This window comes from Bradyrhizobium sp. C9, assembly GCF_002532045.1.
Lineage (GTDB): Bacteria > Pseudomonadota > Alphaproteobacteria > Rhizobiales > Xanthobacteraceae > Bradyrhizobium.
The window spans coordinates 218794-240903 of sequence record NZ_NWTG01000007.1; the positions used below are offsets into that span (position 1 = coordinate 218794).

Annotated in this window: 18 protein-coding genes; 2 read left to right on the forward strand and 16 right to left on the reverse strand. The window is 65.0% G+C overall.

Features of this window, described 5'->3' with window-relative positions; all coding sequences use genetic code 11:
- Window positions 1-182 precede the first annotated feature (182 nt).
- The 8 genes from CO675_RS17925 to CO675_RS17960 form a co-directional block, all read right to left on the reverse strand.
- Entirely contained in the window at window positions 183-692 is a 510-nt protein-coding gene (locus CO675_RS17925; protein ID WP_097673218.1) for an Lrp/AsnC family transcriptional regulator, read from the reverse strand.
- A gap of 313 nt (window positions 693-1005) precedes the next feature.
- Window positions 1006-1938: a sugar-binding protein gene (locus CO675_RS17930; protein ID WP_097673219.1), complete on the reverse strand. Its 933-nt coding sequence runs from the start codon at window positions 1936-1938 to the stop codon at window positions 1006-1008.
- Window positions 1939-2034: 96 nt separating this feature from the next.
- Window positions 2035-3117: an ABC transporter permease gene (locus tag CO675_RS17935; protein WP_198964643.1), complete on the reverse strand. Its 1083-nt coding sequence runs from the start codon at window positions 3115-3117 to the stop codon at window positions 2035-2037.
- Window positions 3117-3881: an ATP-binding cassette domain-containing protein gene (locus CO675_RS17940; RefSeq protein ID WP_097673221.1), complete on the reverse strand. Its 765-nt coding sequence runs from the start codon at window positions 3879-3881 to the stop codon at window positions 3117-3119. The genes CO675_RS17935 and CO675_RS17940 overlap by 1 nt, the downstream gene beginning before the upstream one ends.
- A gap of 38 nt (window positions 3882-3919) precedes the next feature.
- Entirely contained in the window at window positions 3920-5269 is a 1350-nt protein-coding gene (locus CO675_RS17945; protein ID WP_097673222.1) for a carbohydrate porin, read from the reverse strand.
- Window positions 5270-5569: 300 nt separating this feature from the next.
- Window positions 5570-6631 (reverse strand): ABC transporter permease, encoded by a 1062-nt coding sequence (locus CO675_RS17950; RefSeq protein WP_097673223.1) that lies wholly within the window; start codon window positions 6629-6631, stop codon window positions 5570-5572.
- Complete coding sequence (locus CO675_RS17955) at window positions 6628-8154, reverse strand: sugar ABC transporter ATP-binding protein (RefSeq protein ID WP_097673224.1); 1527 nt, start codon at window positions 8152-8154, stop codon at window positions 6628-6630. Before CO675_RS17955 ends, CO675_RS17950 begins: the two co-directional genes overlap by 4 nt.
- A gap of 64 nt (window positions 8155-8218) precedes the next feature.
- A complete protein-coding gene (locus CO675_RS17960; protein WP_097673225.1) occupies window positions 8219-9184 on the reverse strand; it encodes a sugar-binding protein in 966 nt (321 codons plus the stop codon).
- A gap of 241 nt (window positions 9185-9425) precedes the next feature.
- On the opposite strand from CO675_RS17960, the gene CO675_RS17965 reads away from it, so the two are divergent.
- Window positions 9426-10697 (forward strand): ROK family protein, encoded by a 1272-nt coding sequence (locus CO675_RS17965; RefSeq protein WP_097673226.1) that lies wholly within the window; start codon window positions 9426-9428, stop codon window positions 10695-10697.
- A 79-nt stretch (window positions 10698-10776) separates the two neighbouring features.
- Window positions 10777-11535 carry an SDR family NAD(P)-dependent oxidoreductase gene (locus CO675_RS17970; protein WP_097673227.1) on the forward strand — a complete coding sequence of 253 codons (759 nt, stop codon included), beginning with the start codon at window positions 10777-10779 and terminating at the stop codon, window positions 11533-11535.
- Between the two features lie 23 nt (window positions 11536-11558).
- On the opposite strand, the gene CO675_RS17975 is transcribed toward CO675_RS17970, so the two are convergent.
- The 8 genes from CO675_RS17975 to CO675_RS18010 form a co-directional block, all read right to left on the reverse strand.
- The gene (locus CO675_RS17975) at window positions 11559-13928 is read right to left on the reverse strand and encodes a xanthine dehydrogenase family protein molybdopterin-binding subunit (RefSeq protein ID WP_097673343.1); all 2370 of its coding nucleotides are present in this window, start codon (window positions 13926-13928) and stop codon (window positions 11559-11561) included.
- A gap of 14 nt (window positions 13929-13942) precedes the next feature.
- A complete protein-coding gene (locus CO675_RS17980) occupies window positions 13943-14401 on the reverse strand; it encodes a (2Fe-2S)-binding protein (RefSeq protein WP_097673228.1) in 459 nt (152 codons plus the stop codon).
- Window positions 14402-14416: 15 nt separating this feature from the next.
- The gene (locus CO675_RS17985) at window positions 14417-15310 is read right to left on the reverse strand and encodes an FAD binding domain-containing protein (protein WP_245452805.1); all 894 of its coding nucleotides are present in this window, start codon (window positions 15308-15310) and stop codon (window positions 14417-14419) included.
- Window positions 15307-16320, reverse strand: coding sequence for an ABC transporter permease (locus CO675_RS17990; RefSeq protein ID WP_097673229.1), 1014 nt, complete (start codon window positions 16318-16320; stop codon window positions 15307-15309). Before CO675_RS17990 ends, CO675_RS17985 begins: the two co-directional genes overlap by 4 nt.
- Window positions 16313-17329 (reverse strand): ABC transporter permease, encoded by a 1017-nt coding sequence (locus CO675_RS17995; protein WP_097673230.1) that lies wholly within the window; start codon window positions 17327-17329, stop codon window positions 16313-16315. Before CO675_RS17995 ends, CO675_RS17990 begins: the two co-directional genes overlap by 8 nt.
- Window positions 17326-18864 (reverse strand): sugar ABC transporter ATP-binding protein, encoded by a 1539-nt coding sequence (locus CO675_RS18000; protein WP_097673231.1) that lies wholly within the window; start codon window positions 18862-18864, stop codon window positions 17326-17328. Before CO675_RS18000 ends, CO675_RS17995 begins: the two co-directional genes overlap by 4 nt.
- A 61-nt stretch (window positions 18865-18925) precedes the next feature.
- Window positions 18926-20032: a TMAO reductase system periplasmic protein TorT gene (torT, locus tag CO675_RS18005; RefSeq protein WP_097673232.1), complete on the reverse strand. Its 1107-nt coding sequence runs from the start codon at window positions 20030-20032 to the stop codon at window positions 18926-18928.
- Between the two features lie 114 nt (window positions 20033-20146).
- The gene (locus CO675_RS18010) at window positions 20147-22108 is read right to left on the reverse strand and encodes a hydantoinase B/oxoprolinase family protein (protein ID WP_097673233.1); all 1962 of its coding nucleotides are present in this window, start codon (window positions 22106-22108) and stop codon (window positions 20147-20149) included.
- Window positions 22109-22110 lie beyond the last annotated feature (2 nt).

Sequence of the window (22110 nt, forward strand, 5' to 3'; positions counted from 1 at the left end):
GCGCCATCCGCGATGGCCATCACCGGAAACGAGCAGCGATGGCCCAGTTACTCGGCGCCACGTCGCCCGAGCCGACGGCGTTGACGCGAATGCCGTGTTCGGTGACTTCGAGCGCCAGCGTCCGCGTCACCTTCCTACCGCGTGAAGTGCCGATATGATCGCCAATCGTCGGCCACGCTCGGCTACGCTGGCGCGAGTGCCGGGACAGGCAGGGCGGTCACCGACTTGATCTTTTCCATCGCGAAGCGCGAGGTCACATTCCTCAATGCAATCGCGCCGATCAGCTTCTTGTAGAACAAATCATAGCTCTGCATATCGGCGACGACCACACGCAGGACGTAGTCGATGTCGCCGGCCATGCGGTAAAACTCGATCACCTCGGGCATCGCGCTGACGACCGACGCAAATCTCCTCAGCCACGTGTCGGAGTGGTCGTCGCTCTCGACGGACACGAAGACCGACAGACCCAGGCCGATCTTGTTCTGGTCGACGAGAGCGACCTTGCCGGTGATGACGCCCTCGTTCTCCAGACGCTGCACGCGCTTCCAGCAAGGGGTCGAGGAAAGTCCAACGCGCTCGCCGATCTCGGCGACCGATAGCGATGCGTCTTCCTGGAGAACCCGCAGGATCTTGCGATCAATCGCATCGAGGCGACGGGGCGCGACCGCCGAAAGCGTTTGGATGTCGGTCATGTGCAGAACTCTCGTTCAAATGAAATGTCTGCATCAATGCTAGATGAAACAATCTTCTACGCAAGCCGCGGGCATTTTGAAAAAAGCGATCGCCGGAGAAATCCCTTCCGCGGGTTCCGCGCTTTGTAGTCCATCTATCCGGCTGCTGCAGGTCGGAAGGCGTCGCGCTCAACGCTCGAGAAGGCACTCCGGCAGTATCGTAGGTTTGGTTGGCGTGGGGAAAGGCGTGGTAGCCTTGCCCCGTCACCAAGGGCGCCGATCTTGTGCGCCGAGCTGCGGTTTTCAACGAATAGGCGATGCGGCCTCCGGGCTGCTACTTCAGCATCGCCGCAACGTTGTCCTTGGTTACGACGTCGAGACCGGTGTGGATGATCTCCGGCACCTTCTGGCCCTTCTTGATGGCAAGCAGCGTATCCATCGCTTTCTCGCCCATCTCGAACGGGCGCTGGCCGATCAGCCCATTGGCATAGCCCTCGTTCAGAAGTTCAAGCTGCATCTTGAGGGTGTCGGCCACGACGAGCGTGAACTTGCCTGCATTGATCTCCGTCTTGCTCTTGCTGGCGAACGCCTTGAAGCCTTCCGGCGCGAACATCGGCCAGCCGCCGACCGGGATGATCGCAGCAAGGTCGGGAGTTGCGGTGCGCAGATCGGTCATCTGCTGAACGCCCAGCGCAGGGTCGTCGTTGCAGAAGGTCGGCGATCCCCCGACTTCGGTCCACTTCGAACCCTTGAGCGCTTCGCGAACGCCATCGACGCGTTCGGCGAGGTTGGCCGCTCCCGGCCCGCCGGAGATCATCGCGTATTTTCCGCCATCGGGCCGGAGCTTGAGCAACTGCTTGCCGAGCGCGACGCCGAACTCCTTGTTGTCGGTGCCGATATAGGCAATCCGCTTCGAGCCCGGCGCATCCGAGTCGAACGTGATGACGGCGATGCCGGCCGCCGTCGCCGCCTCGATCGACTTGGTCATTGCGGCAACGTCGGCGACCGAGATGGCGAGGCCGTCCACCTTCTGGGTGATGAAGTCCTGGATGATCTGCGCCTGCGTCGCCGGCTCGTGCTCGACAGGACCCTTGTAGATGCATTCGATGTTGCCGAGTTCCTTGGCGCGCTTCTGGCAACCGTCGCGCGCGAAATCGAAGAACGGATTGTTCATCGCCTTGGGCACGATCACGAACTTGTAGCTCTGGGCAAAGCCGGGCGTCGCCATCATGGCGAGGACCGCGGCGGCAAGAAGTGTCTTCCTCATTGCTTCCCTCCACATTGTTCTTGTGCCTATTCCTCGAAATCAGCGCCTCCCGGAGGCGGATAGGCGAACATTCATGATCCTCCGGGGACGAACTCTTCAGGCCATGCGCGAGCGGAGGCGATCGACCAGCACCGCTGCGATGATGATCACGCCCACCAAGGTCTGCTGCCAATAGGAGTTGACCTGCGCGAGCACGAGGCCGTTGCGGATCACCTCGAGCAGCACGCAGCCGACGATCGCTCCGAGCGGGCCGCCGGCGCCGCCGGCGAGATTGGCGCCGCCGATGACGGCGGCCGCGATGACATTGAGCTCGTAGGACGTCGCCATGTTTGCCGGCGCCGATCCCAGCCAGCCGCAGATGATGATGCCTTGCAGGCCCGCGGCGAGCGCGCAGATCACGTAGATCTCGATCTTTACCCGGACGACCGGAATGCCGGTCAGCGCTGCCGCCTTCTCATTGCCGCCGACGGCGAAGACGTGGCGGCCGAAGCCGGTGTGGTGCAGTACGACTGCCATCGCGACCGCGAGAATGACGAGGTAGATGAACGGTGCGGGCATGCCGAACGCGACGCCCGACGTCAGCGTGTAGAAATAACCGGCGTCGGGGCCGCTGGGAAAGCTGCCGCGGCCGTTGGAGACGACGTAGCCGAGGCCGCGCACGATCGAGAGCATGCCGAGCGTGGTGACGAAGGGCGACAGTCCGAGCACCGCGATGCAGAAGCCATTGACCAGGCCGACGATCAGTGCGACGCCGAGCCCTGCCAGGATCGAGACCAGCAGGATCAATCCGGGCACATTGGCGATCACGGTCTTGCCGTCGCCGGCCAGATGTACGAACCAGTCAGCGCCAGCCATGCCCGGTGTCGAGATCTGCGTCATGACCATCGAGGTGATCATCGCGGAAAAGCACATCACCGAGCCGACCGAGAGATCGATGCCGCCCGTGATGATGACGAAAGTCACGCCGAGCGTGGCGATGGCGATGAAGGAAAAATTCTTCGCCACATTCTGGATGTTGCCCTCGGTGAGGAAGTAGGGGCTGGCGAAGTTCATCACCACGAACAGCGCCACCAGCGCGAGCAGGACGTAGCCGGTCTGCGAGGCAAACAAGCCGCTCTGCCACCATTTGGCCTTGCCGACATTGGTGAAGGTGATGGGAGATTCCAGGGGCGTGGCCATCACGCAGCCTCCTTCGCTCCCGTGATGAGGGAGGTGACTTCTTCGGGGCTGGTGTCGGCGATCGCTTTGTCGGCGCGTTTCTCGCCGCGGCGCATGACGACGACGCGGTCGCAGACCGCGAACACGTCGGGCATGCGGTGCGAGATCAGCATCACCGCGACGCCCTGTTCCTTCAGACGATGGATCAGGCCCAGCACCTGCTCGACTTGCCGGACAGAGATCGCGGCCGTCGGCTCGTCCATCATCACGAGCTTGGCATTCGACAGCCGCGTCCGTGCGATCGCGACCGCCTGGCGCTGACCGCCCGACATCTGCTTGACGAGATCGTGCGGCCGGGTCTCCGAGCGCAGCTCGCCGAACAGCTCGAGCGCGCGGGCCGCCATCGCCTTGTGGTCGAGCAACGCGAACGGACCAAGCCTGCGCTTGAGCTCACGGCCGAGGAAGACATTGGCCGCTGCCGTGAGGTTGTCGGCGAGCGCGAGGTCCTGGTAGACCACTTCGATCCCGATCGCGCGGGCATCGATCGGTCGGGCGAAATGAACCGGCTTGCCGTCAAAGCGGATCTCGCCGTGGCTCGGCGGGAAATTGCCGGCAATGAGCTTGACCAGCGTCGATTTGCCGGCGCCGTTATCTCCCATCAGGCCGAGCACCTCGCCGGGAGAAACGCGCAGGTCGACGCCATGCAACGCGCGAATGGCGCCGAACTCCTTGCCGATGCCCTTCAACTCAAGGACCGCGAGCCCGGCGTCGTGAGGGGTTACCATGGCTGGTTTCGCTCAGACATGCTGGCAACCCCTCCCGATCAGAAATGCACCAGCGTGCGCAGGCCAAGGACCCAGGCATTCTCGGTCTTGATGCCGGCGGCATTGTAGCCGCGCCCGCCGGGATTGATCACGTATTGGGCGTCGAACTTGAGGTTCATCCAGCCGGTCGCCTGCCAGCCGTACCAGGCTTCGATCGGAACTTCGTTTCCACCCGCATTCAGGGTGAGCGCCGCCGAATTCACGTGGGTCGTACCCACTGCGAAGCCGACTTCGTCTTCCGGGCGCCAGGAGAACGTTCCGGTGTGCCTGAAGCCCAGGGCGACCTGGTAGTCCTGATACGACGTCCGGTGATCGGCGACGGTCGTATTGAGGAACATGTACCAACCCTGTGCCTTTGCACCTTCAACGGTCAGCCGCTGCAGGATCGATTCATAGATGCCATAGCGGCCGCGTTGATCGCCCAGATTCTGGTCCGAGACGCCACCGATGCCGGGGGCGATCGCGATGATACCGGGGAGGCCACCGTCGATCGTCGACGCGCTGTCATACCAGCCGCCGAAGCGCCAGGTCCCGTTCAGCGGACCGCTCGGCGCCCAGACCACCTCGACCGGCACGAGCACGCCGGAGGCCCGGCTCGAGCCGGGGACGCCCGGCAGGAAGTAGGTCGCGGAGTCCGAGGTCGTCAGATAGTTCGGATTGGCGTCGTAGACGCCGACCGAAAGCTGCCATTCCTTGGTGAAGTTGTAGTGTGCGACACCGGCCCATTGGCTCACCGGCCAGTTGTAGATGTAGCCACCCTGGATGTTGCCGGGCTGACCGCCGCAGAAGGTCAGGTTGATGAACTCGCACAGGCCGAAGAAGAAGTCCGAGCCGACCGGCAAGCGGCCGCCCTTGAGTTCAAGGCGATCATCGAACAGCTTCTGCGAGTAGTAGAGTTCGGTGAGGCGCAGGATGTTGCCGCGGCCGAACACTTCGTTGGTGAGCTGCAAGGCCGGAATGCCTGCCTCGTCGTTCAGGTTGCGGCCGAAGCGATCGACCAGTGTGAGACCGACCGTGCCGCCCTGGATGCCGGCAAGTTTCGCCATGTCGAACTTGGCCTGAAAAAACAGCTGTCCGGCGTTGGCGCCGGTGTTCCTGTTGCCGCCTGACAGGTTGGTGACGGCTTCATCGCCCAGCGTCAGGGCCAGCGAGATGCCCCGCTCCTTCAGCTGCGTCCTGCCGAGATCGCCGAACAGATACGGTCGCGTCCAGAAATCATCGGTCTCCGTGTAAGGCACAGGCGGAGCCTTCGTTAAGAGATCGGCGGCATGTGCGCCGACGTTGGACAGAGATAACAAGGCGATCCCCACGCCGCACGCTCGCGCGATGTTTACAGACCAAGGTGACATTTTCTGCACTCCCAGCGTCCCCGGCTTTGTCCATTTTTGCGTCACGTTCCTGCCCAAAGCCCTTCAGCCTGGAACGTGCCCCCGTCAGTGTAGCGACTCGTCAACTTGAGATAGAAAATCCACGCGCACCAAAGCCATTCAGGACGGTGGTGAGGTCTGCCCGCGGCCGGGCTCGGCCCACAGCGCCGACATGGACGCGAGCGTCGGATGCCTGATCAGTCTTGCGCATCGAACTCTTCCCCTGTCCCTCTACCCAAGTCGCCGCGGTCATATTCCCGATCCCGGTTCTTCGTCGTCGAGCTAAGCCTGGTCGCCCGCGCTCGTCGGCAACGCTGCCGCGCCGCGCGGAGACGCGCTTTGCAGCATCGTGGTTTCCTTTGATCGAGGTGCCGTGCGGGCGAGGCCGGCGAGCGCCGCCTTGCGCCTGCGCCGGGCCTGCAATTGCTGATCTGCCAGCACGCCGATCAGAATCACGGTTCCCATCACCGCGAAGTTCAGGGAGTTCGGAATGCCGAGGATGTTCACGAGGTTCTGCAGCACCTGCAGCAGCGCTGTCCCCAGCACGATGCCGAGAATGGAGCCTTCGCCGCCGCGCAGGCTGCAGCCGCCGAGGACGGCCGCGGCAATCGCATAGAGTTCGTAGAAATTGCCGAAGGAACTCGGGGACACCGAGTTGGTGTAGAAGACGAACATCACGGTCGAGACGCCGGCGAGGCCGCCGCTGATGACATAGGCGGTCGCGATCACGAGATTCGTCCTGATGCCGGAGTAGCGCGCCGCTTCCTCGTTCTTGCCCACCGCATAAAGCCAGCGCCCGTAGACCGAACGATGCAGCAGCACGCCGAGGATCACCGCAAGGATGATCAGGAAGATGAAGGTGTTCGGGATGCCCGCGACATTGCCGGAGGCGATGTTGCTCAGCGTGCTGGCCTCGTCGCCGTAGCCGAAGCCGCGGGTCGAATCGCTGGTGTAATAACGTGCGGCGCCGCGGTAGATCAGCAGCCCGCACAGTGTCACGATGAAGGGCTGCATCTTCAGCCGGGTGATCAGGAAACCCTGGATGCCGCCCAGCGCGAGCCCGCCCAACAGCACCAGCACCAGCGCGAAAGGCCAGGGCACCTGATACGTCGTCAGCAGGTCGATGAAGACGACGCCAAGCAGCGCGAACATCGAGCCGAGCGAAAGATCGATGCCTCCGGTGATGATGACCAATCCTTCGCCCAGCGCGAACACACCGAACAGGCCGATCAAATTGGCCATGTTCAGCAGGTTCACGAACGACAGGAAGGCCGGATTGATCGCGCCGGTGATGGCGGAGATCACCGCCAGCAGCAAGAACAGGCCGAGTTCCTTCTTCATCATGGCGCAGCGGTCTCCAGGGTTTCGAGCGCCTGGCCGACCGCCAGTCTCAACACGTTGTATTCGCTGAACTGGTCGCGCTCGAGCACGCCGCTGACGCTGCCTTCATGCATCACCGCGACCCGGTCGGAGACGCCGATGACCTCTTCCATGTCGGATGAGATCATCACGATCGCGACGCCCTGGTCGGCGAGGCTGCGCATCAGCGCGTAGATCTCGCTCTTGGCGCCGACATCGATGCCGCGGGTCGGCTCGTCGAAGAACATCACGCGCGGCTGCATCGAAAGCCACTTGCCGAGCACCACCTTCTGCTGGTTGCCGCCGGAGAGCGTCACGGCCTCGATGTCGATGCTCGGTGCCTTGATCGACAGGCGCCGTGCTTGTTCCTTCGCGATCTTGCGCTCGGATCCGCCGTTGACCAGCCACATCCGCGCGTGATCCAGCAGGCTCGCGAGCGTCACGTTCTCCCGGATCGGCAGCTCCAGCACGAGTCCGGATTTCTTGCGATCCTCCGGCACGAGGTAAATCCCTTGCCTGATGGCATCGCGCGGCGAGGCGACGCCGACCGGCGTGTTGTCGATCCTGATCTCGCCACCCAGCAACGGGTCGACGCCGAACACGGCGCGGGCCAGCGAAGTGCGGCCGGCGCCGACGAGCCCGGCGAGGCCGAGGATCTCGCCGCGCCGCACGGAAAGATCGATCTGCCGGTCGGGAAAGGCCGTCGTCACAACGCCGGCGATATCGCAACCACCCGGCTCTGGCGAGCGTGCCGGCGGCGTGTACAGCGCCTTCAGGTCACGGCCGATCATCAGGCGGATCATTGCCGCATGGCTCAGCTCGTTGCGCGCCAGCTCGCCCACGGTGCGTCCGTCGCGCAGCACCACGACGCGATCGGCGCAGCTCATGATCTCACCCAGCCGGTGAGAGATGTAGATCACCGAGATGCCGTGCGCCTTCAGGTCGGCAATCACCTCGAGCAGCCGTTCCGTCTCCGAAATCGTCAGGCTGGAGGTCGGCTCATCCATGATGATCACGCGGGCATCGATCGAGAGCGCCTTGGCGATCTCCACCATCTGGCGCTCGGCGATCGACAGATTGTCGACCAGCGTGTTCGGCGCGAAATCGGCACCGAGCCGTTCCAGCAGCGGGGTTACGCGGGCGTGCATCTGCGCATTGTCCACCAGCTTCAGCGGGCCGCCGGCGAGCTTCTCGCGTCCGATGAAGACATTGGCCGCGACGTCGAGATTCTCGAACAGGTTCAGTTCCTGGTGCACAAAGGCGATGCCGGCGAGGGTCGCCTCGTTCACCGTCATCCTTGCGTGGTCGTTGCCGCCGATGCGGATCACGCCCGCGCTCGGCGCGATCACGCCGGCCAGCACGCGCATCAGCGTCGATTTGCCGGCGCCGTTCTCTCCGATCAGGCCCAGCACCTCGCCGCGGCAGACGCGCAAATTGACGTCGTCGAGCGCCCTGACTCCGGGGTAGGTCTTGCTGATTCCGCTGAGTTCGAGCAGCGTCTCCGCCATTCGGCATGTCCTCCTGCAGCCCGCCCGGCGGCCAGTGGCGGCCGGGCGGTGAAGCCGACTGAAGCTACTTTTTCAGCAGTTCCTTCAATTGCCCGGCGAACTCCGCGACGTTGGTCTTGCTGATCACCTTGGTCGGCACGATCAGCTTGCTGTCCTTCGGAATCCAGGACTTGTCGCCGTTCAGCGTCTTGATGATGTTGGTGGCGGAGAGATAGCCGAACTCGTAGGGCTGCTGCACCACGGTGGATTCGATCGTGCCGTCGGAAATGCCCCGCAGCGTGCGCTGGTCCTCGTCGAAGCCGACGATCTTCACCTTGCCGGCCTTGCCCGCGGCCTTCACCGCATCATAGATCAGCGGAGTCTCGTAGCTCCACAGGCCGGAGAGCAGTGCGATATCAGGGTATTTGACGAGCACGTTCTCCATGTTCGCCTTGGCCTTGGCAAAGTCCACCTGGTCGGTGAACACGTCGACCAGCTCGACCTTGGTGCCGGCGATCGATTCCTTGATGCCCTGTACGCGCTCGCGGGCGTTGTCGGCATCCATCGTTCCGACGAACAGCGCGATCTTGCCGCCGTTCGGCAGCGCCTTCTTGATCTCCTCGCCGGCCTGTCGCCCGGCCGCGACGTTGTCGGTGCCGATATAGGCGAGACGGTTGCTCTGCGGCGCGTCGCTGTCCGTCGTGATCAGCACGGTCTTGGCCGCGACCTTGTTGAGTTCTTCGGTTGCATGCGGCGCATCGTCGACCGAGATCGAGATGCCGGCGACACCGCGCACCAGGAGGTCGTCCAGCTCGCGCCGCTGGCCAGCCGCGGTGCCTTCGTTGGTGACGATCAACTCGATATTGTATTCCGGGTGCTCCTTCTGCGCCTTCTCAAGCCCGCGGCCCGCGATGGTCCAGAAGTCGGCTGCGACGTTGGTCACCAGCGCGATGGTCTTTTTCTGCTGCGCCTGTGCTATCCCTGTGGCCATCGCGAGCGCGGCTGCGCCCGCCAACAGCGGCACGATCAATCTTCTCATTGAGTCATTCATATGCACCTCCCTGTCGACACCCCCGGTGAGGGGTTTTCACGCTCGGCGCTTTTCACGCCTTATTTTATTCACGTAACTAATAAATTAGCGCGACAAAATGTCCAGTCAAGGATGCTGATGCCCCAATATTCAAGCAAAAATAGTGTTGTGGTGGTGTATTGTTGCCACTATCGACGCCTTTTGACCATTATATGAGTTGCTCGCGTTGAATAACTTCACCAAGAGAATTAAAAAAGCCGATATGAATGAACAGCCCGAACCGCTGAGACGTGCTTCGAGTCTGGCCCGCGGATCGAACCGCGGCCGTCTCGTCGAAGTCTTGCGGCGTCAGGGGCCATTGCCGCGCGTCGAACTCGCCCGCAGCACGGGACTGAGCTTCCCGGCCATTTCGGCCATCACGTCGAAGCTGATGGCGGAAGACCTGCTGTGCGAAGCCGAGACAGATGCGGCGACGGCGTTGCCGGACGATACCGACGAAGAGGATACGGATGGCCTGAACGGCCGTCGCCGCGGCCGGCCGGCGGTCTTGCTGACCCTGAACCCCGAGTTCGGCCGCATCATTGCGGTCTCGCTGCGCATGAACCTGATCGAGACATTGATCGCCGATTTCAGCGGCTCTGCCCTGGCGCAATCGCGGCTCGAGCTCACGACCCGCGGGCTCGATGCAGGCGCATTGTGCGATCTCGTGACCGCGCAGATCGAGGCCATGCTGGATGAGACGGCCACGCCGCGAGAGCGGCTGCTCGGAATCGGGATTGCGCTGCAGGGCATCGTCGATGCCGACACCGGCCGGCATCTGTGGAGCCCGGCGCTGTCGATCACCGACGTCGATCTGGCGACGCCAATCCGCGAGGCATTCGGCGTCGAAGTCGTGATGGCGAACGACGCGGTCGCGGTGGCGCTGGCCCTCGTGGCGGCCGAGCCGGCGCTGGCACAGGGCCTCACGGCCACGCTCATGGTCGGTCACGGCATCGGCATGGGCATCGTTGTCGACGGTGAAGCGCGCTGGGGTGCCGGCGCGGGCAGCGAGATCGGCCATGTCAAGTTGACGCCGAACGGTCCGCAGTGCCGCTGCGGTCAGCGCGGCTGCATCGAGGCCCATCTCGCCGACTATGCGCTCTACCGCGACGCCCGCACCTTTCTCGATCTGCCGCCGGCGGTGTCGCAGCAACCGTCCGAGGCGCAGATGGCTCTGTTGCGCGCGCGGGCACGCGCCGGCGATCCCCGTCTCGAACAGCTGTTCCGGCAGGCAGGCCACGCGCTTGCCGAGGCGGTCGCCACGACGATCTCGGTGCTGCGCCCGCATCACTTGATCCTTGCGGGTCCCGGCCTGCAGGCGTTTGACATGATGCGCAGTGCCTATGAGGAGCGCCTCGAGCTGGCGGTGTTGCCGTGGCTGCTCAAGTCCACGGCGATTCATGTGCGTCCAAGCGAGTCGGCGACGATCGTCGACGGCATGGTGCGGCGGACGCTGCGGGTGGTGGATCGAAACTACATGGAGACGACCGAGTGAACCTCGGGGGTTGTGGCTCCTGGCTTGAGCCGCAGCAACGCAACCGACGCGCTTCAGGCGCCAAAGCGAGAGAATGCCAATGCAGGGTGCCATCTATCCAAGCCTCAAGGACCGGACCGTCCTGGTAACCGGCGGCGGTTCCGGCATCGGCGAGGCCATCGTCCGCCAGTTCATCAGCCAAGGCGCAAGGGTCGGGTTCATCGATATCGATGTGATGTCCTCGGAGCAGCTGCTGTCCGATTTGGGAGCGCATGCCCGCGTGCACTTCGAGCACGCCGACCTGCGCGACATCTCCGCCTTGCGACGCGCGATTACTGGCATCCGCGAGGCGCTTGGGCCGATCACCATCCTGGTCAACAATGCGGCGCGCGACGACCGTCACGCGATCGAGGACGTGACACCGGAATTCTGGGACGAGCGGATCGCCGTCAACTTGAAGCATCAGTTCTTCAGCGCCCAGGCGGTGGTACCCGACATGAAGCAGGCAGGGGGCGGTTCGATCGTCAACATCGGCTCGGTGAGCTGGGTGATCGGTCAGGGCAACATGCCCTGCTACACCACGGCGAAATCAGCGGTTCAGGGCCTCACCCGCGCGCTGGCCCGCGATCTCGGGCCGCACAATGTGCGGGTCAACTCCATCCTGCCCGGATGGATCATGACCCGGCGGCAGCAGGATCTGTGGCTGACGCCCGAAGGTGTGGCCGAGCTGATGCAGCGCCAATGTCTCAAGCGCAAGCTCGTGCCCGACGACATCGCTCGCGTCGTCCTCTTCTTCGCCGCCGATGACAGCGGCGCCTGCACCAACCAGAGCCATATTGTCGACGGCGGCTGGGTCTAGCGACACCGCCCGCCGGCTGATTGCTATGTCTTGGGAGCGGTCTGATGCGAACGCGTCAGATTGTCGGTCCACGCGTCGGCAATGTGGGGAAGTGTCAGATCCTGCATGCGATCGAGCAGCAGTTCGAGCACGCGTGGCGGGGTCAATGGAAGTGCCTGGACGCACTTGCCGGTGGCGTTTGCGACCGCGCAGGCGACGGCCGCTCCGACATTCAGGATAGGCACCTCGCCGGCACCCTTGGTCCCGAGCGGTCCGATTGACGGCGCACCTTCGTAGAGATCGATCTCCACTGGCACGACATCGAGCGCCAGCGGCACCCGATAGGTCTCGAAACCGCTCTGGCAGACACGGCCGTTGCTGCCGATCGTGACTTCCTCGTGCAACGCATAACCCAGCCCCTGCACGACACCGCCCTGGATCTGGCCATGGATGGCGCGCGGATTCAGCGCGCGGCCGACGTCCTGCACCACGCGATAGCTGAGTACCTCGACATGTCCGGTTTCCGGATCGACGGCGACCTCGCAGTCGTGGACCGCGAAGACGGGGATGTCGATCGCGTCGATGAAATGTCCGGCCACGCAGCCCGGCATCGCCGGCACACCGGCGCCGGTGAATGCGCCGGTGCCTGACACCGGGCCAGCCAGCGCCTGGGCGCGGGTCGCGACTTCCGCGACCGTACGGCCGGAGCCTGGCGCGCCGGCGATCTCGATCCGCCCGTCGCGCATGACGAGATCATCGGGCGCAGCCTCGATCATCTCGGAGGCGACCTTCAAGAGCTTGGTGCGCACCTCCTGCGCCGCCGACAGGCTGGCCGCGCCGAGCGAAACGGTGGTGCGGCCGCCGCCGACGCCGACGTCATAACCGGCTGCATCGGTATCGGCGGCGCGGACGATGACGTGCTCGGGTGCAATGCCGAGCGTGCTGGCCACGATCTGCGGCAAGCTCTGCATCATCGAGCCGGATCCAATCTCCACGCCCGACGTGACCAGCGTCGCCGTGCCGTCGGCATTCATGTTCACCGTCGCGGCCGATGGACCGACGAAGACGAACCAGGTGCCGACGGTGGTCGCGCGCCCATAGAGCCGGCCGTCGGTGCGCGCCGGTGGCGGCGCTGCCGCATCGCGCAGCGTATCCATCCGCTCCAGCATTGGGCCGAGCACATCGCCTTCGAACACCTGGCCGGTGGCACCGAGATCCTTGTCGCCGAGCACGTTGCGACGGCGGAAGGCCAGCGGATCCATTCCGATCCTCGCCGCGATCTCGTCGGTGTGGCGCTCGAGCGCAAAGGTGTTGTAGACGCCGTTGCAGCAGCGGAACGCGCCGTTTGGCGCCGTGTTGGTGTAGACCGCGCGCGAGACCATGCGCACGCTTCCAAGCCGGTAGTTTCCGCCGAGCGTGTGCGCGGTCATGGTGGTCAGGAAGATCTGTTCGCCGCCATAGGCGCCGCAGTCCATCAGGACGACCGCCTCACGCCCCACGATATCTCCCGCGCGCGTCACCGCCGAGCGAATGCGGATATCGGCGTTCTCGCGGAACAGGCAGGTCAGCATCTCCTCCTCGCGCGAATTGACGAGGCGCACCGGCCGGCCGCTGGCGCGGGCGAGCAGGGCGGCGAAAGGTTCAACAGCCAGATCGAACTTCAGACCGAAGCCGCCGCCGACCGGTGGCACCGTGACGCGGACCTGCGACGCCGGCACGCCCAGCAGGCGCGCGGTCGCATTGCGGACGCTCCAGGGAACCTGTGTTGACGTCTCGATATGGAAGCGTCCATCCTCGTAGCTCGCGACGACTGCGCGCGGCTCGAAGGCCACGTGGTTCTGCCGGCCGACGCGAAAGCAGCTTTCGACGATCTCGACGTCGGGCCGGGCAAAGGCGGCATCGACGTCGCCGCGAACGACGGTTGCCTCCCAGGCGACGTTGCCGCCGCGCGCGCTGCCTTCGAGCAAGACCTCATAGCTGCGCCAGTCCGGATGCACCAGCGGCGCACCCGATGCCAGCGCATCCGCCATGGTCAAGACGGCGGGGAACGGCTCGATCTCCACGTCGATCGCCGCGAGTGCGGCCTGCGCCTGCGCCAATGTGGCGGCTGCGACTGCCGCGAGCGGCTCGCCGTCATAGCGGATGACGTCGCGGGCGAAGAGCGGGTGGTCGGCGATGCCGATCCCGATCATGCCGGGCGCATCGGCCGCCGTTACGATCGCGCGCACGCCCGGCATGCGGGCCGCTCTGGACGTATCGAGGCGAATGATCCGCCCCGCCGGCGCGGTGGCGCGCAGCACCGCGGCATGCAGCATGCCGGGCAGATACCGGTCGATGGTGTAGCGGGTGCGGCCACGCAATTTATCGGCGGCGTCGCGCCGGCGCAGATCCATCGTTGCGGAAACGTCTGACATGCTTGCGCTCCCGATCATGCCGTGGCCAAGGCGAGCAATGTCGCCTCGACGATGCGTTCATAGCCCGTGCAGCGGCAGATGTTTCCGGTCAGCGCCATCAGGATGTCGTCACGGGTAGCGTCGGGCCGGGTCGTCAGGAGATGCGTCAGGCTCACCACCATGCCGGGAAAGCACATGCCGCATTGAACGGCATCGCTGTCCTCGAGCGCGGCCTGGATGCAGTTCAGCGTTCCCTGAGGCGCAAGGCCTTCGACGGTACGGATCTCGCGGCCATCGGCCAGCGCAGCGGGCAGCAGGCACGACGGCGTGGGCTCGCCGTCGAGCAGCACCAGGCAAGCGCCGCAAAAGCCCTCGCGACAGACAGGTTTCGCGCCGGTCAGATGCATCTCCTCGCGCAGGATGTCGACCAGCGGGGTGGCAGGATCGGCCGCAGAGGTGAGGCGATCGCCGTTGACGGTCAGGTTGAACCCCATGTCATCTCCGCGCGTTCATGAACCAAGTGCAGCGATCACGGCGCGGCGGACGAGGCCGGGCAGCACGCTGACGCGATACCAGGCCGGCGCATCGACGCTGTCGCGACCGACGAACTCGTCAGCCAGTTCGGCCGCACGACGCGCCGCTGCTGCGGCGTCGAGCGGATGTCCGATCAGCGCTGCTTCAAGCCGTGGCCAGCGCCGTGCGCTCGGTTCGACCGATCCGACTGCGATCCGCGCCGCCTGGACGCGGTTCGCCGCATCGACGCTGACCGAAAGGCTGACGATGGCGACCGGATAGTCGCCCGCTCGGCGCAGCGGCAGGCGGACATGGGCCGTCTTGCGCCTCGCTCGAGGCAGGATGATCCGTGTCACCAGGCGGCCGGGGGCGAGCGTTGATCGGACCGCGAGGAAATCCGCCAGGCCGATGCGCTCGTGGTCGTTGCGGCCGGAGATCTCGACAGCGGCATCGAGACAGAGCAGCGCCGGCACGCAATCCGCCGCGAAAAATTCCGACGTCGCGAGATTGCCGCCGATCGTCGCCATCGCGCGGATCGCGGGGTTGGCGGAGCCTCCAGCCGCGGCCGCGAGACCGGCAAATTCCGGAAGGTCGTCCAAGGCTGCCGCAAGGGCGGCGTGCGTGACCGCCGCGCCGATCTCGATGGCATCGCTTTCGATCTGGACCGCGGTCAGCTCGGCGATCCTTCCGATGGCGACATAGTGGGTCCTGAGCGGTTCGTGCCGGATCGGCGATCGCATGATCCACGTGCCGCCAGCCAAGGGGGCACCCACCGGACCGTATTCGCTCAGCGCATCGCGTGCGGCGGCGAGCGAGGGCGCGACATAGATCGATGCCGGCGCATCGCGCGACGAGACCGGGATGTTCTGGATGGGCGAGCCTGACATCATTGCCGCCGCTCCTGCCGCAGGCGATCCAGCAGCACGCCGATGATGACGATCGCGCCAAGCACGACCATCTGGACGTATCCGTCGATCCGGGTGAGGTTCATGCCGTTGGAGAGAATGGTGATGAACAGGGCGCCGAGCACGGCGGTGCCGACGCCGCCGCGTCCGCCTGCCAGGCTCGTTCCGCCGACCACGGCGCCCGCGATCGCCTGCAGCGAGAGCGCGCCGCCGAGGTTCGGCTCACCCGATCCGGTTCGCGCCGTCATCATGATCGCACCGAGCGCTGCAAGTCCCGAGCACAACACATAGGTCGCGACCAGGATGCGCTTGACCGGCAGGCCGGCGACCGCAGCGGCACGCGGGTTGGTGCCGATCAGATAGAGCGACCGGCCGAACACGGTGCGCGCCAGCAGCAAATGAAGCCCGACGCCGACTGCGAAGGTGATCGCAATTGCTGCCGGCACGCCGAAGATGCTGCCGCTGTAGAATATCTGCGAGAATGGCGCCGGCACGCCTTGTACCGGCCGTCCGGACGAGAGCGTGGTCGCAATCCCGATCGCGATGTTGTAGCTGCCCAGCGTCGCGACGAAAGGATTGACCCCGAGCAGCGCCACGACCACGCCGTTGAAAAGACCGCACGCGATACCGAGCGCGAAGCCGGCGCCGAGCCCGGCGAGCAGCACGGCGACCGCACCGTGACCCGACGCCGTGGCGCCGGCCATCGCGAGCGCGCTGCCGACGCTGACCATCGACACCGTCGGGCCAAGCGCAAGGTCGAAGCCGCGCGTCAGGATGACCACGGTCTGGGCCATCGCGAACAGCGCCAGATAGCTGGTCTGCTGCGCGATGTTGAGCAGATTGGCCGGCGACAGCACCCCGCGGTCAACCGCGGCGAAGCCGAGCAGCAGCACTGCCAGAGCGATCGGCAGGACCGCGCTCCAGAGCCTATGGCCCAGCGTCAGCTTCGGCCGGTCGGTGTCGTTGGCGGCAACGGTCAATTCGAGGTCAGACACGCGGCTTGCTCCGTCGGCTGAGTTCGTCGAGCGCCACGGCGGCGACCATGATGACGCCGAGGAAGACCGGCTGGAGCCGCGAGTCGACGTGCAAGAGGTTGAGTGCGTTGCCCAGGATGGTCAGGAACAGTGCGCTGATGGCGACAATCTCGATGCGCCCGACGCCGCCGCGCAGGCTGACGCCGCCGATCACGGCTGCGGCTATCGACTGCAGCATCATGCGGTCGCCGCCAAAGCTTGCCTGGCCGGAGCCGACCTGTGCGGTCAGCAGAATGCCGGTCAGTGCCGCAAGGACGCTCGAGACCACGTAGGTGCCAACGATATGGCGCTGGATCGTCACGCCCGACACCACGGCGGCATCGACATTGCCGCCGATCGCGTAAACGTAGCGGCCGAACAGTGTGCGCCGCTGTGCAAACACCATCACCAGGATCACGATCAGCGCGACGTGGGCGGCGGTCGGCAGACCGAATGCCTGGGCGCGTCCGAAGCCCTTCACGAATATCTCCGGCATGCCGTAAACGGGGATGCCGTTGGTGATCATGAGGCCGACGCCGGCGGTCGCGGACATCGTGCCCAGCGTTACCACGAAGCCGGAGACCCTGAGCCTTGCCACGCAGAAGCCGTTGACGAGCCCGACCGCGACGCCGCAACCGAGCCCGGCCGCGACCCCGCTTGCGATGATGAGGACATTGGAGCCGGGAAATGCGGCCGCGGTGGCCGCCATGGTCTTGGCCGTGACGACGCTCGCCAGGGCGACCACTGCGCCAACCGAAAGATCGAAGCCGCCAGCGATGATGACCAGCGCCTGGCCGCAGGCGACGATCGCCAGCAGCGAGGCGTTGCGCAGGATGTTGAGGACGTTGATGATGCCGTAGAACTGCGCATCGACTGCCGACATGCCGGCCACGAGCAGCACAAGCAGGGCCGGCAGCAACCCGATCCGGCCTGCGATCGACCGGAGGCTGACCAGACCCCGTGGCGCTGCGGCGACCAGGGCCGTGTTCATGCGACCTCCGCGGCGAGATGATCGCGGAAGAAGCTCGAAAGCACATTCTGCTCGGTCTTCTCTGCGCCCGTCAGCTCGGCGGCGATGCGGCCCTGATGCATAACGTAGAGCCGGTTCGACAGCGCCAGCACCTCAGGGAGTTCGGACGACACCACGATCACAGCAGCGCCGGTCTCGACGAGACGCTTCATGAACTCGTAGACCTCGAGCTTGGCCCCGACGTCGATGCCGACGCTCGGCTCGTCGAACAGGAACACGGTCAGCTCGCGCGTCAGCGCGCGTCCCAGCATCACCTTCTGACGGTTGCCGCCCGACAGGGCGCCGGCGCTCCGTTCGATGTTCGGCGGCCTCAGCTGCAGCTGCTCCATGATGCCCGCGATCGTCACGCGTTCGGCGGCCTGCCGTAAGACGCCGAAACGGGCGAAGGCGGGCAGGTCGAGCCCGGTCATCGACGCGTTCTCGCGGATCGGACGGGACAGCGCGAGTCCCTCGGCGATCCGGTTGGCAGGGAAATAGGCGACGCCGCGCTTGAGGCTTTGTCTTGGAGTTGGAAACTCGTAAGGTGCGCCGTCGATCCGGATCGCACCCGCTGACGGGCGCTCGATGCCGTAGATGGCGCGGATCAGCTCCGACTTGCCGCAGCCGACGAGGCCCGCGATGCCGGTGATCTCGCCGGCCCGGGCATGGAAATTGACCTCCCGCACGCTGCCGTCGGAGAGCGTCAGGTTCTCGACGTCGACCACCACCTTGTCGGGCCGGTGGGCGATGGCGGGAAACAGCAGGTCGATGGTGCGGCCGGTCATCAGTTCCACGAGTTCGCCGTCCGTCGAATTCGCGGCATCGAGCGTCCGGATGTGACGGCCGTCGCGCAGAACCGTCACACGGTCGGCAAGGGCGCGGATCTCGCGCATGCGATGCGAGACGTAGATCAGTCCGACATCCTGGCTCTTCAGGCGTGCGATCAGCTCGAACAGCCGCCCCGTTTCGCGTTCGGTCAACGAGGCGGTCGGCTCATCGAGGATCAGAAGGCGGACGCGGCCGAGCAGGGCCTTGGCGATCTCGGCCATCTGCTGATGGGCGCGGGACAGGTCGTCGATCCGTTGCGCGGGATCGAGGTCGAAGCCGAGCTCGTCGATCAATGCTCTTGCGCGCTTGCGCATCTCGCGCGCGCGCAACATTCCGCCGCGCGTGACTTCGCGGCCAAGGAACAGGTTCTCTTCCACGGTGAGGCTCGGGATCAGCGAGAATTCCTGAAACACCGGACTGATGCCGATCTCTCGCGCGCGCTGCGGCGTCAGGTGGCGGATCTCCTCGCCGCCGAAATGGAACGTGCCTTCGTCGGGTGGAAATGTACCGGATACGACATTGATCAGGGTCGACTTGCCGGCACCGTTCTCGCCGAACAGGACGTGAAGTTCGCCGGCACGGACATCGAGGTCGACTCGGTCGAGCGCCCGGACACCGGTGAATCGCTTCGATATGCCGCGCAACTGAAGCAGGGGCGCGGCCGGCTTCGGATCGATCTCGACGTTCATCCGCGTCTCCGTGGCCGTGAGCGGGCAGGCGGGAGTCGTGCTCCCGCCCCGATCGTTCGGCCTACTTGGCCTTGACCGAATAGACTGGCGTCCAGCTCGCGGGCGCCAGCACGAGATCCATCTGCAGTTTCGGCACCGTGGTCTTGTCGATCACCGTGGCGACCGGCTGGACCAGGCTCATCACCGGCTTCTTCTCGATCAGACGCACGGCCTGGTCGATCGCGATCGCGCCTTCGCCGACCGGATATTGGGTTGCGAAGGCGAGGATGTCGCCGCGGTTCAGCGCGTCGAGCATGGCCTGGTTTTCGTACGACGACACGATCTTCAGGTCGCTTCGGCCAGCCTCGGCGACCGCGCCGATGGCGGCTTCGGCGGTGGGGGCGGTGCCCCAGATCACGTTCATGGCGGGATAGGCCTGCAATGCGTCCTGGATCAGCTGGAGTTGCACCGCGACGCCGGAGTCGCCGAACTTCTCGGCCAGAATCTTGGCGTTCGCGTTCTTGGCGATGGCCTTCTTGAATCCTTCGTTGAACGATTCCGCCCAGCCCGAGCCCGCCGGACCGGGGAACGTCACGATGTTGAGCTTGTCGCCGGGCTTGGTCTGCGCCAGCAGGCCGTCGCCGGTGACCTCGCCCATGGCGACGAAGTCGACATAGTTGGCTGCAGGCAGCGCGTTCGGCGGCAGCGGATTGGTGACGCCGACCACCGGCACGCCCTTGGCCTTGGCTTCCTCGAACTTCTTGCTGAGCCCCGCGCCGGAGATCGCGCCGACGATGATCGCGTCCGGTCCGCTCGCCATGCAGTCATCGAATTGCGAGAGCTGCTTGGGCAGATTTTCGTAACCGCCGGCCTCGTAGAGGTTCATGTTGACGTTCATCGCCTCGGCCTGTTTCACGATCCCGTATGCGACGGCGACCCAGAAACTGTCCTTCATGTGCGGAAACAGCACGCACAGCCTGTAGGGTTTCTCGGCCTTCGGCAGCGGCGTGTAGTCGGCGGGCTTCGGCGTGCCGGATGACGCATCGTAGACCTTCATCGGAAACCACGGCGTCTCGGTCCCCGCCGCCGCCGGCGTGGCGGCGCCGGCAAGGGCGAGGGCTGTGGCGATGCCGAGCACGGAGCGGATCGGCCATAGTCGGTTGGAAGAAAGGCACGTCGTGATCGTCATAGCGCAATCCTCATGGTTTGAATGAATGTGGGCGATGCAGGGGGAGGCGACGGCTCGAATCCTCTTTGGTGGTTAGACCGCGCCGTCCGCCGACGGTGCGGCTGCCGGTGACAGTCAGCCCGCTTTCCACATCGCGACCGAGCGCCGCTCGAATGCTTCGCGGAATTGACGGGTGGATTCGGGAAGCAACGCGCCGGTGCCCCAGTCGAGGATCACCGCGTGCTTTCGGATCACGTCGAACGTGTTGAGCTCTCCGCTGCGGTAGCGCTGCGCCACCATCTCGGGATCGAGCCGGACATCGGCGACGCGCTCGGAGCGGATCCTGGTCCGGAGCGCAGCGGTCGCGACCTTGTCGACTTCGTAATTGCAGAGCTCGGCGTCGATGGTGTGCACCACGACGCCATAGTCCTTGGCGGCACGCTCAACCGACACATAGTCGTCCTTGATGTCCTCGATCACGAGGTTCGGATCGCGCTCCAGCGGATCGCCGAACCCGCCGCCGCCGGCGGTCGGACGCGAAAAGACGTCGCCCTCGCCGATCGGCACGTCCGAGAAGATCGAGCCCAATCGCTCCTCGGCTGTGCTGCCGGCGCGTTTCAAGGTCAGGCCGTGGGGCATCGACGGCAGGCCCCCCTCGATGCCCCACACGATGGCGCGCTCGCGGTCGCAGATATAGGAGATCACGGTCTTCTCGGCCTGCAGCATCCGCGATGTCTTCACCACGCCGGCGCCGCCGCGCCATTTGCCGGGACCGGGCGAGTCCGTGAGGATCTCGCATTCGGTGGTCAGGATCGGGTTGGCGCGCTCCTGGCCTTCGACCGGCTGCGACATCAGACCGGTGCCGAAGCAGGCGGTCGTGACATTGCTGCCGTCCTTGCCGTTGCGGCCGCCCCAGCCGCCGGGCAGCCAGTCGTAGAACATGAAGATCGGCTTGTCGGCGCTGCGGGCATCGAGACCGCCGGTGAGCAGATATTCGAGATTGAAGGCGCAGGCCAGCGCGCGTTCCGGCATCAGCTTCGACCACATCTCGTAGATCGAGTTCATGATCTTCTCGAACGGCATCAGGAATCCGGTGACCGCGATCGGCCATTTGGCATCGACGATCGAGCCTTCGGGAGCGATGATCTCGAAGCAGCGATAGAAGCCTGAATTGAGCGGCAGATCGGGAAAGAACGTCTTCATGCCGGCTGCGACCGCGGAGAAGGTCGCGCCGAACGCCGAGTTGTAGATCGAGCCGATGGTCGGATGGCTGCCGGTGAAATCGTAGATCGCGCGGTCGCCCTTGATCGTCATCTTGATGCGGATCGGGATCATGCCTTCGCCGCCGGCCGGATCGCGGTCGATGTAGTCGACGGTTTCCCATTCGCCGTCGGGCAGCGCTGCGATGCGCTGCCGCGCCGAGCGCTCGACATAGTCCTGCACGGCGGCAAGCCCGGTCTCGACCGTGTCGCGGCCGTATTTGCCGACCAGGCGCAGGATCTCGCGTTCGCAGACCGCAGTGGCTTCGGCCTGCGCCTGGATGTCGCCGATGATCGAGGCCGGGTCGCGGGTGTTGGAGGCGATCAGATGCGCGACGTCCTTGCGCAGGCCGTTCTTGTCGAACAGGCGGACCGGTGTGATGCGCAGGCCTTCGCGGAACATCTCGCGGGCGGCGACGTCGAACGATCCCGGCACGCTGCCGCCGACGTCCGACCAGTGTCCGTTGGACTGGCTGAAGGCGATGATCTTGCCGTCGGCGAAGATCGGACGGATCAGCCGCACGTCGGAAAAATGCGTACCGCCGGCATAGGGATCGTTGATCGCGAAGACGTCGCCCTCATGCATGTCGCCTTCGAAATGGCGCATCACGTCCTTGCAGGTGAAATGCAGCGTGCCGACGTGGACCGCGATATCCTGGTTGCCTTGCGCCGCACATTCGCCGTTGGCGTCATGCAGCGCGCTGGAGAAGTCGCGGTTGTAGATGACGAAGGAGTAGCAGGTCCGCAGCACCTGCTCGCCCATCTGGTCGACGCTGGTGATGAAGGAATTCTTCAGAACCTCGAAGGTTACGGGGTCGAGCGGGAGAGCTCCGGCCATGG

Coding starts and splice junctions, on each gene's coding strand:
- CO675_RS17925 (WP_097673218.1), bottom strand. CDS start 692: ATGACCGACATCCAAACGCTTTCGGCGGTCGCGCCCCGTCGCCTCGAT.
- CO675_RS17930 (WP_097673219.1), bottom strand. CDS start 1,938: ATGAGGAAGACACTTCTTGCCGCCGCGGTCCTCGCCATGATGGCGACG.
- CO675_RS17935 (WP_198964643.1), bottom strand. CDS start 3,117: ATGGCCACGCCCCTGGAATCTCCCATCACCTTCACCAATGTCGGCAAG.
- CO675_RS17940 (WP_097673221.1), bottom strand. CDS start 3,881: ATGGTAACCCCTCACGACGCCGGGCTCGCGGTCCTTGAGTTGAAGGGC.
- CO675_RS17945 (WP_097673222.1), bottom strand. CDS start 5,269: ATGTCACCTTGGTCTGTAAACATCGCGCGAGCGTGCGGCGTGGGGATC.
- CO675_RS17950 (WP_097673223.1), bottom strand. CDS start 6,631: ATGATGAAGAAGGAACTCGGCCTGTTCTTGCTGCTGGCGGTGATCTCC.
- CO675_RS17955 (WP_097673224.1), bottom strand. CDS start 8,154: ATGGCGGAGACGCTGCTCGAACTCAGCGGAATCAGCAAGACCTACCCC.
- CO675_RS17960 (WP_097673225.1), bottom strand. CDS start 9,184: ATGAATGACTCAATGAGAAGATTGATCGTGCCGCTGTTGGCGGGCGCA.
- CO675_RS17965 (WP_097673226.1), top strand. CDS start 9,426: ATGAATGAACAGCCCGAACCGCTGAGACGTGCTTCGAGTCTGGCCCGC.
- CO675_RS17970 (WP_097673227.1), top strand. CDS start 10,777: ATGCAGGGTGCCATCTATCCAAGCCTCAAGGACCGGACCGTCCTGGTA.
- CO675_RS17975 (WP_097673343.1), bottom strand. CDS start 13,928: ATGTCAGACGTTTCCGCAACGATGGATCTGCGCCGGCGCGACGCCGCC.
- CO675_RS17980 (WP_097673228.1), bottom strand. CDS start 14,401: ATGGGGTTCAACCTGACCGTCAACGGCGATCGCCTCACCTCTGCGGCC.
- CO675_RS17985 (WP_245452805.1), bottom strand. CDS start 15,310: ATGATGTCAGGCTCGCCCATCCAGAACATCCCGGTCTCGTCGCGCGAT.
- CO675_RS17995 (WP_097673230.1), bottom strand. CDS start 17,329: ATGAACACGGCCCTGGTCGCCGCAGCGCCACGGGGTCTGGTCAGCCTC.
- CO675_RS18000 (WP_097673231.1), bottom strand. CDS start 18,864: ATGAACGTCGAGATCGATCCGAAGCCGGCCGCGCCCCTGCTTCAGTTG.
- torT (WP_097673232.1), bottom strand. CDS start 20,032: ATGACGATCACGACGTGCCTTTCTTCCAACCGACTATGGCCGATCCGC.
- CO675_RS18010 (WP_097673233.1), bottom strand. CDS start 22,108: ATGGCCGGAGCTCTCCCGCTCGACCCCGTAACCTTCGAGGTTCTGAAG.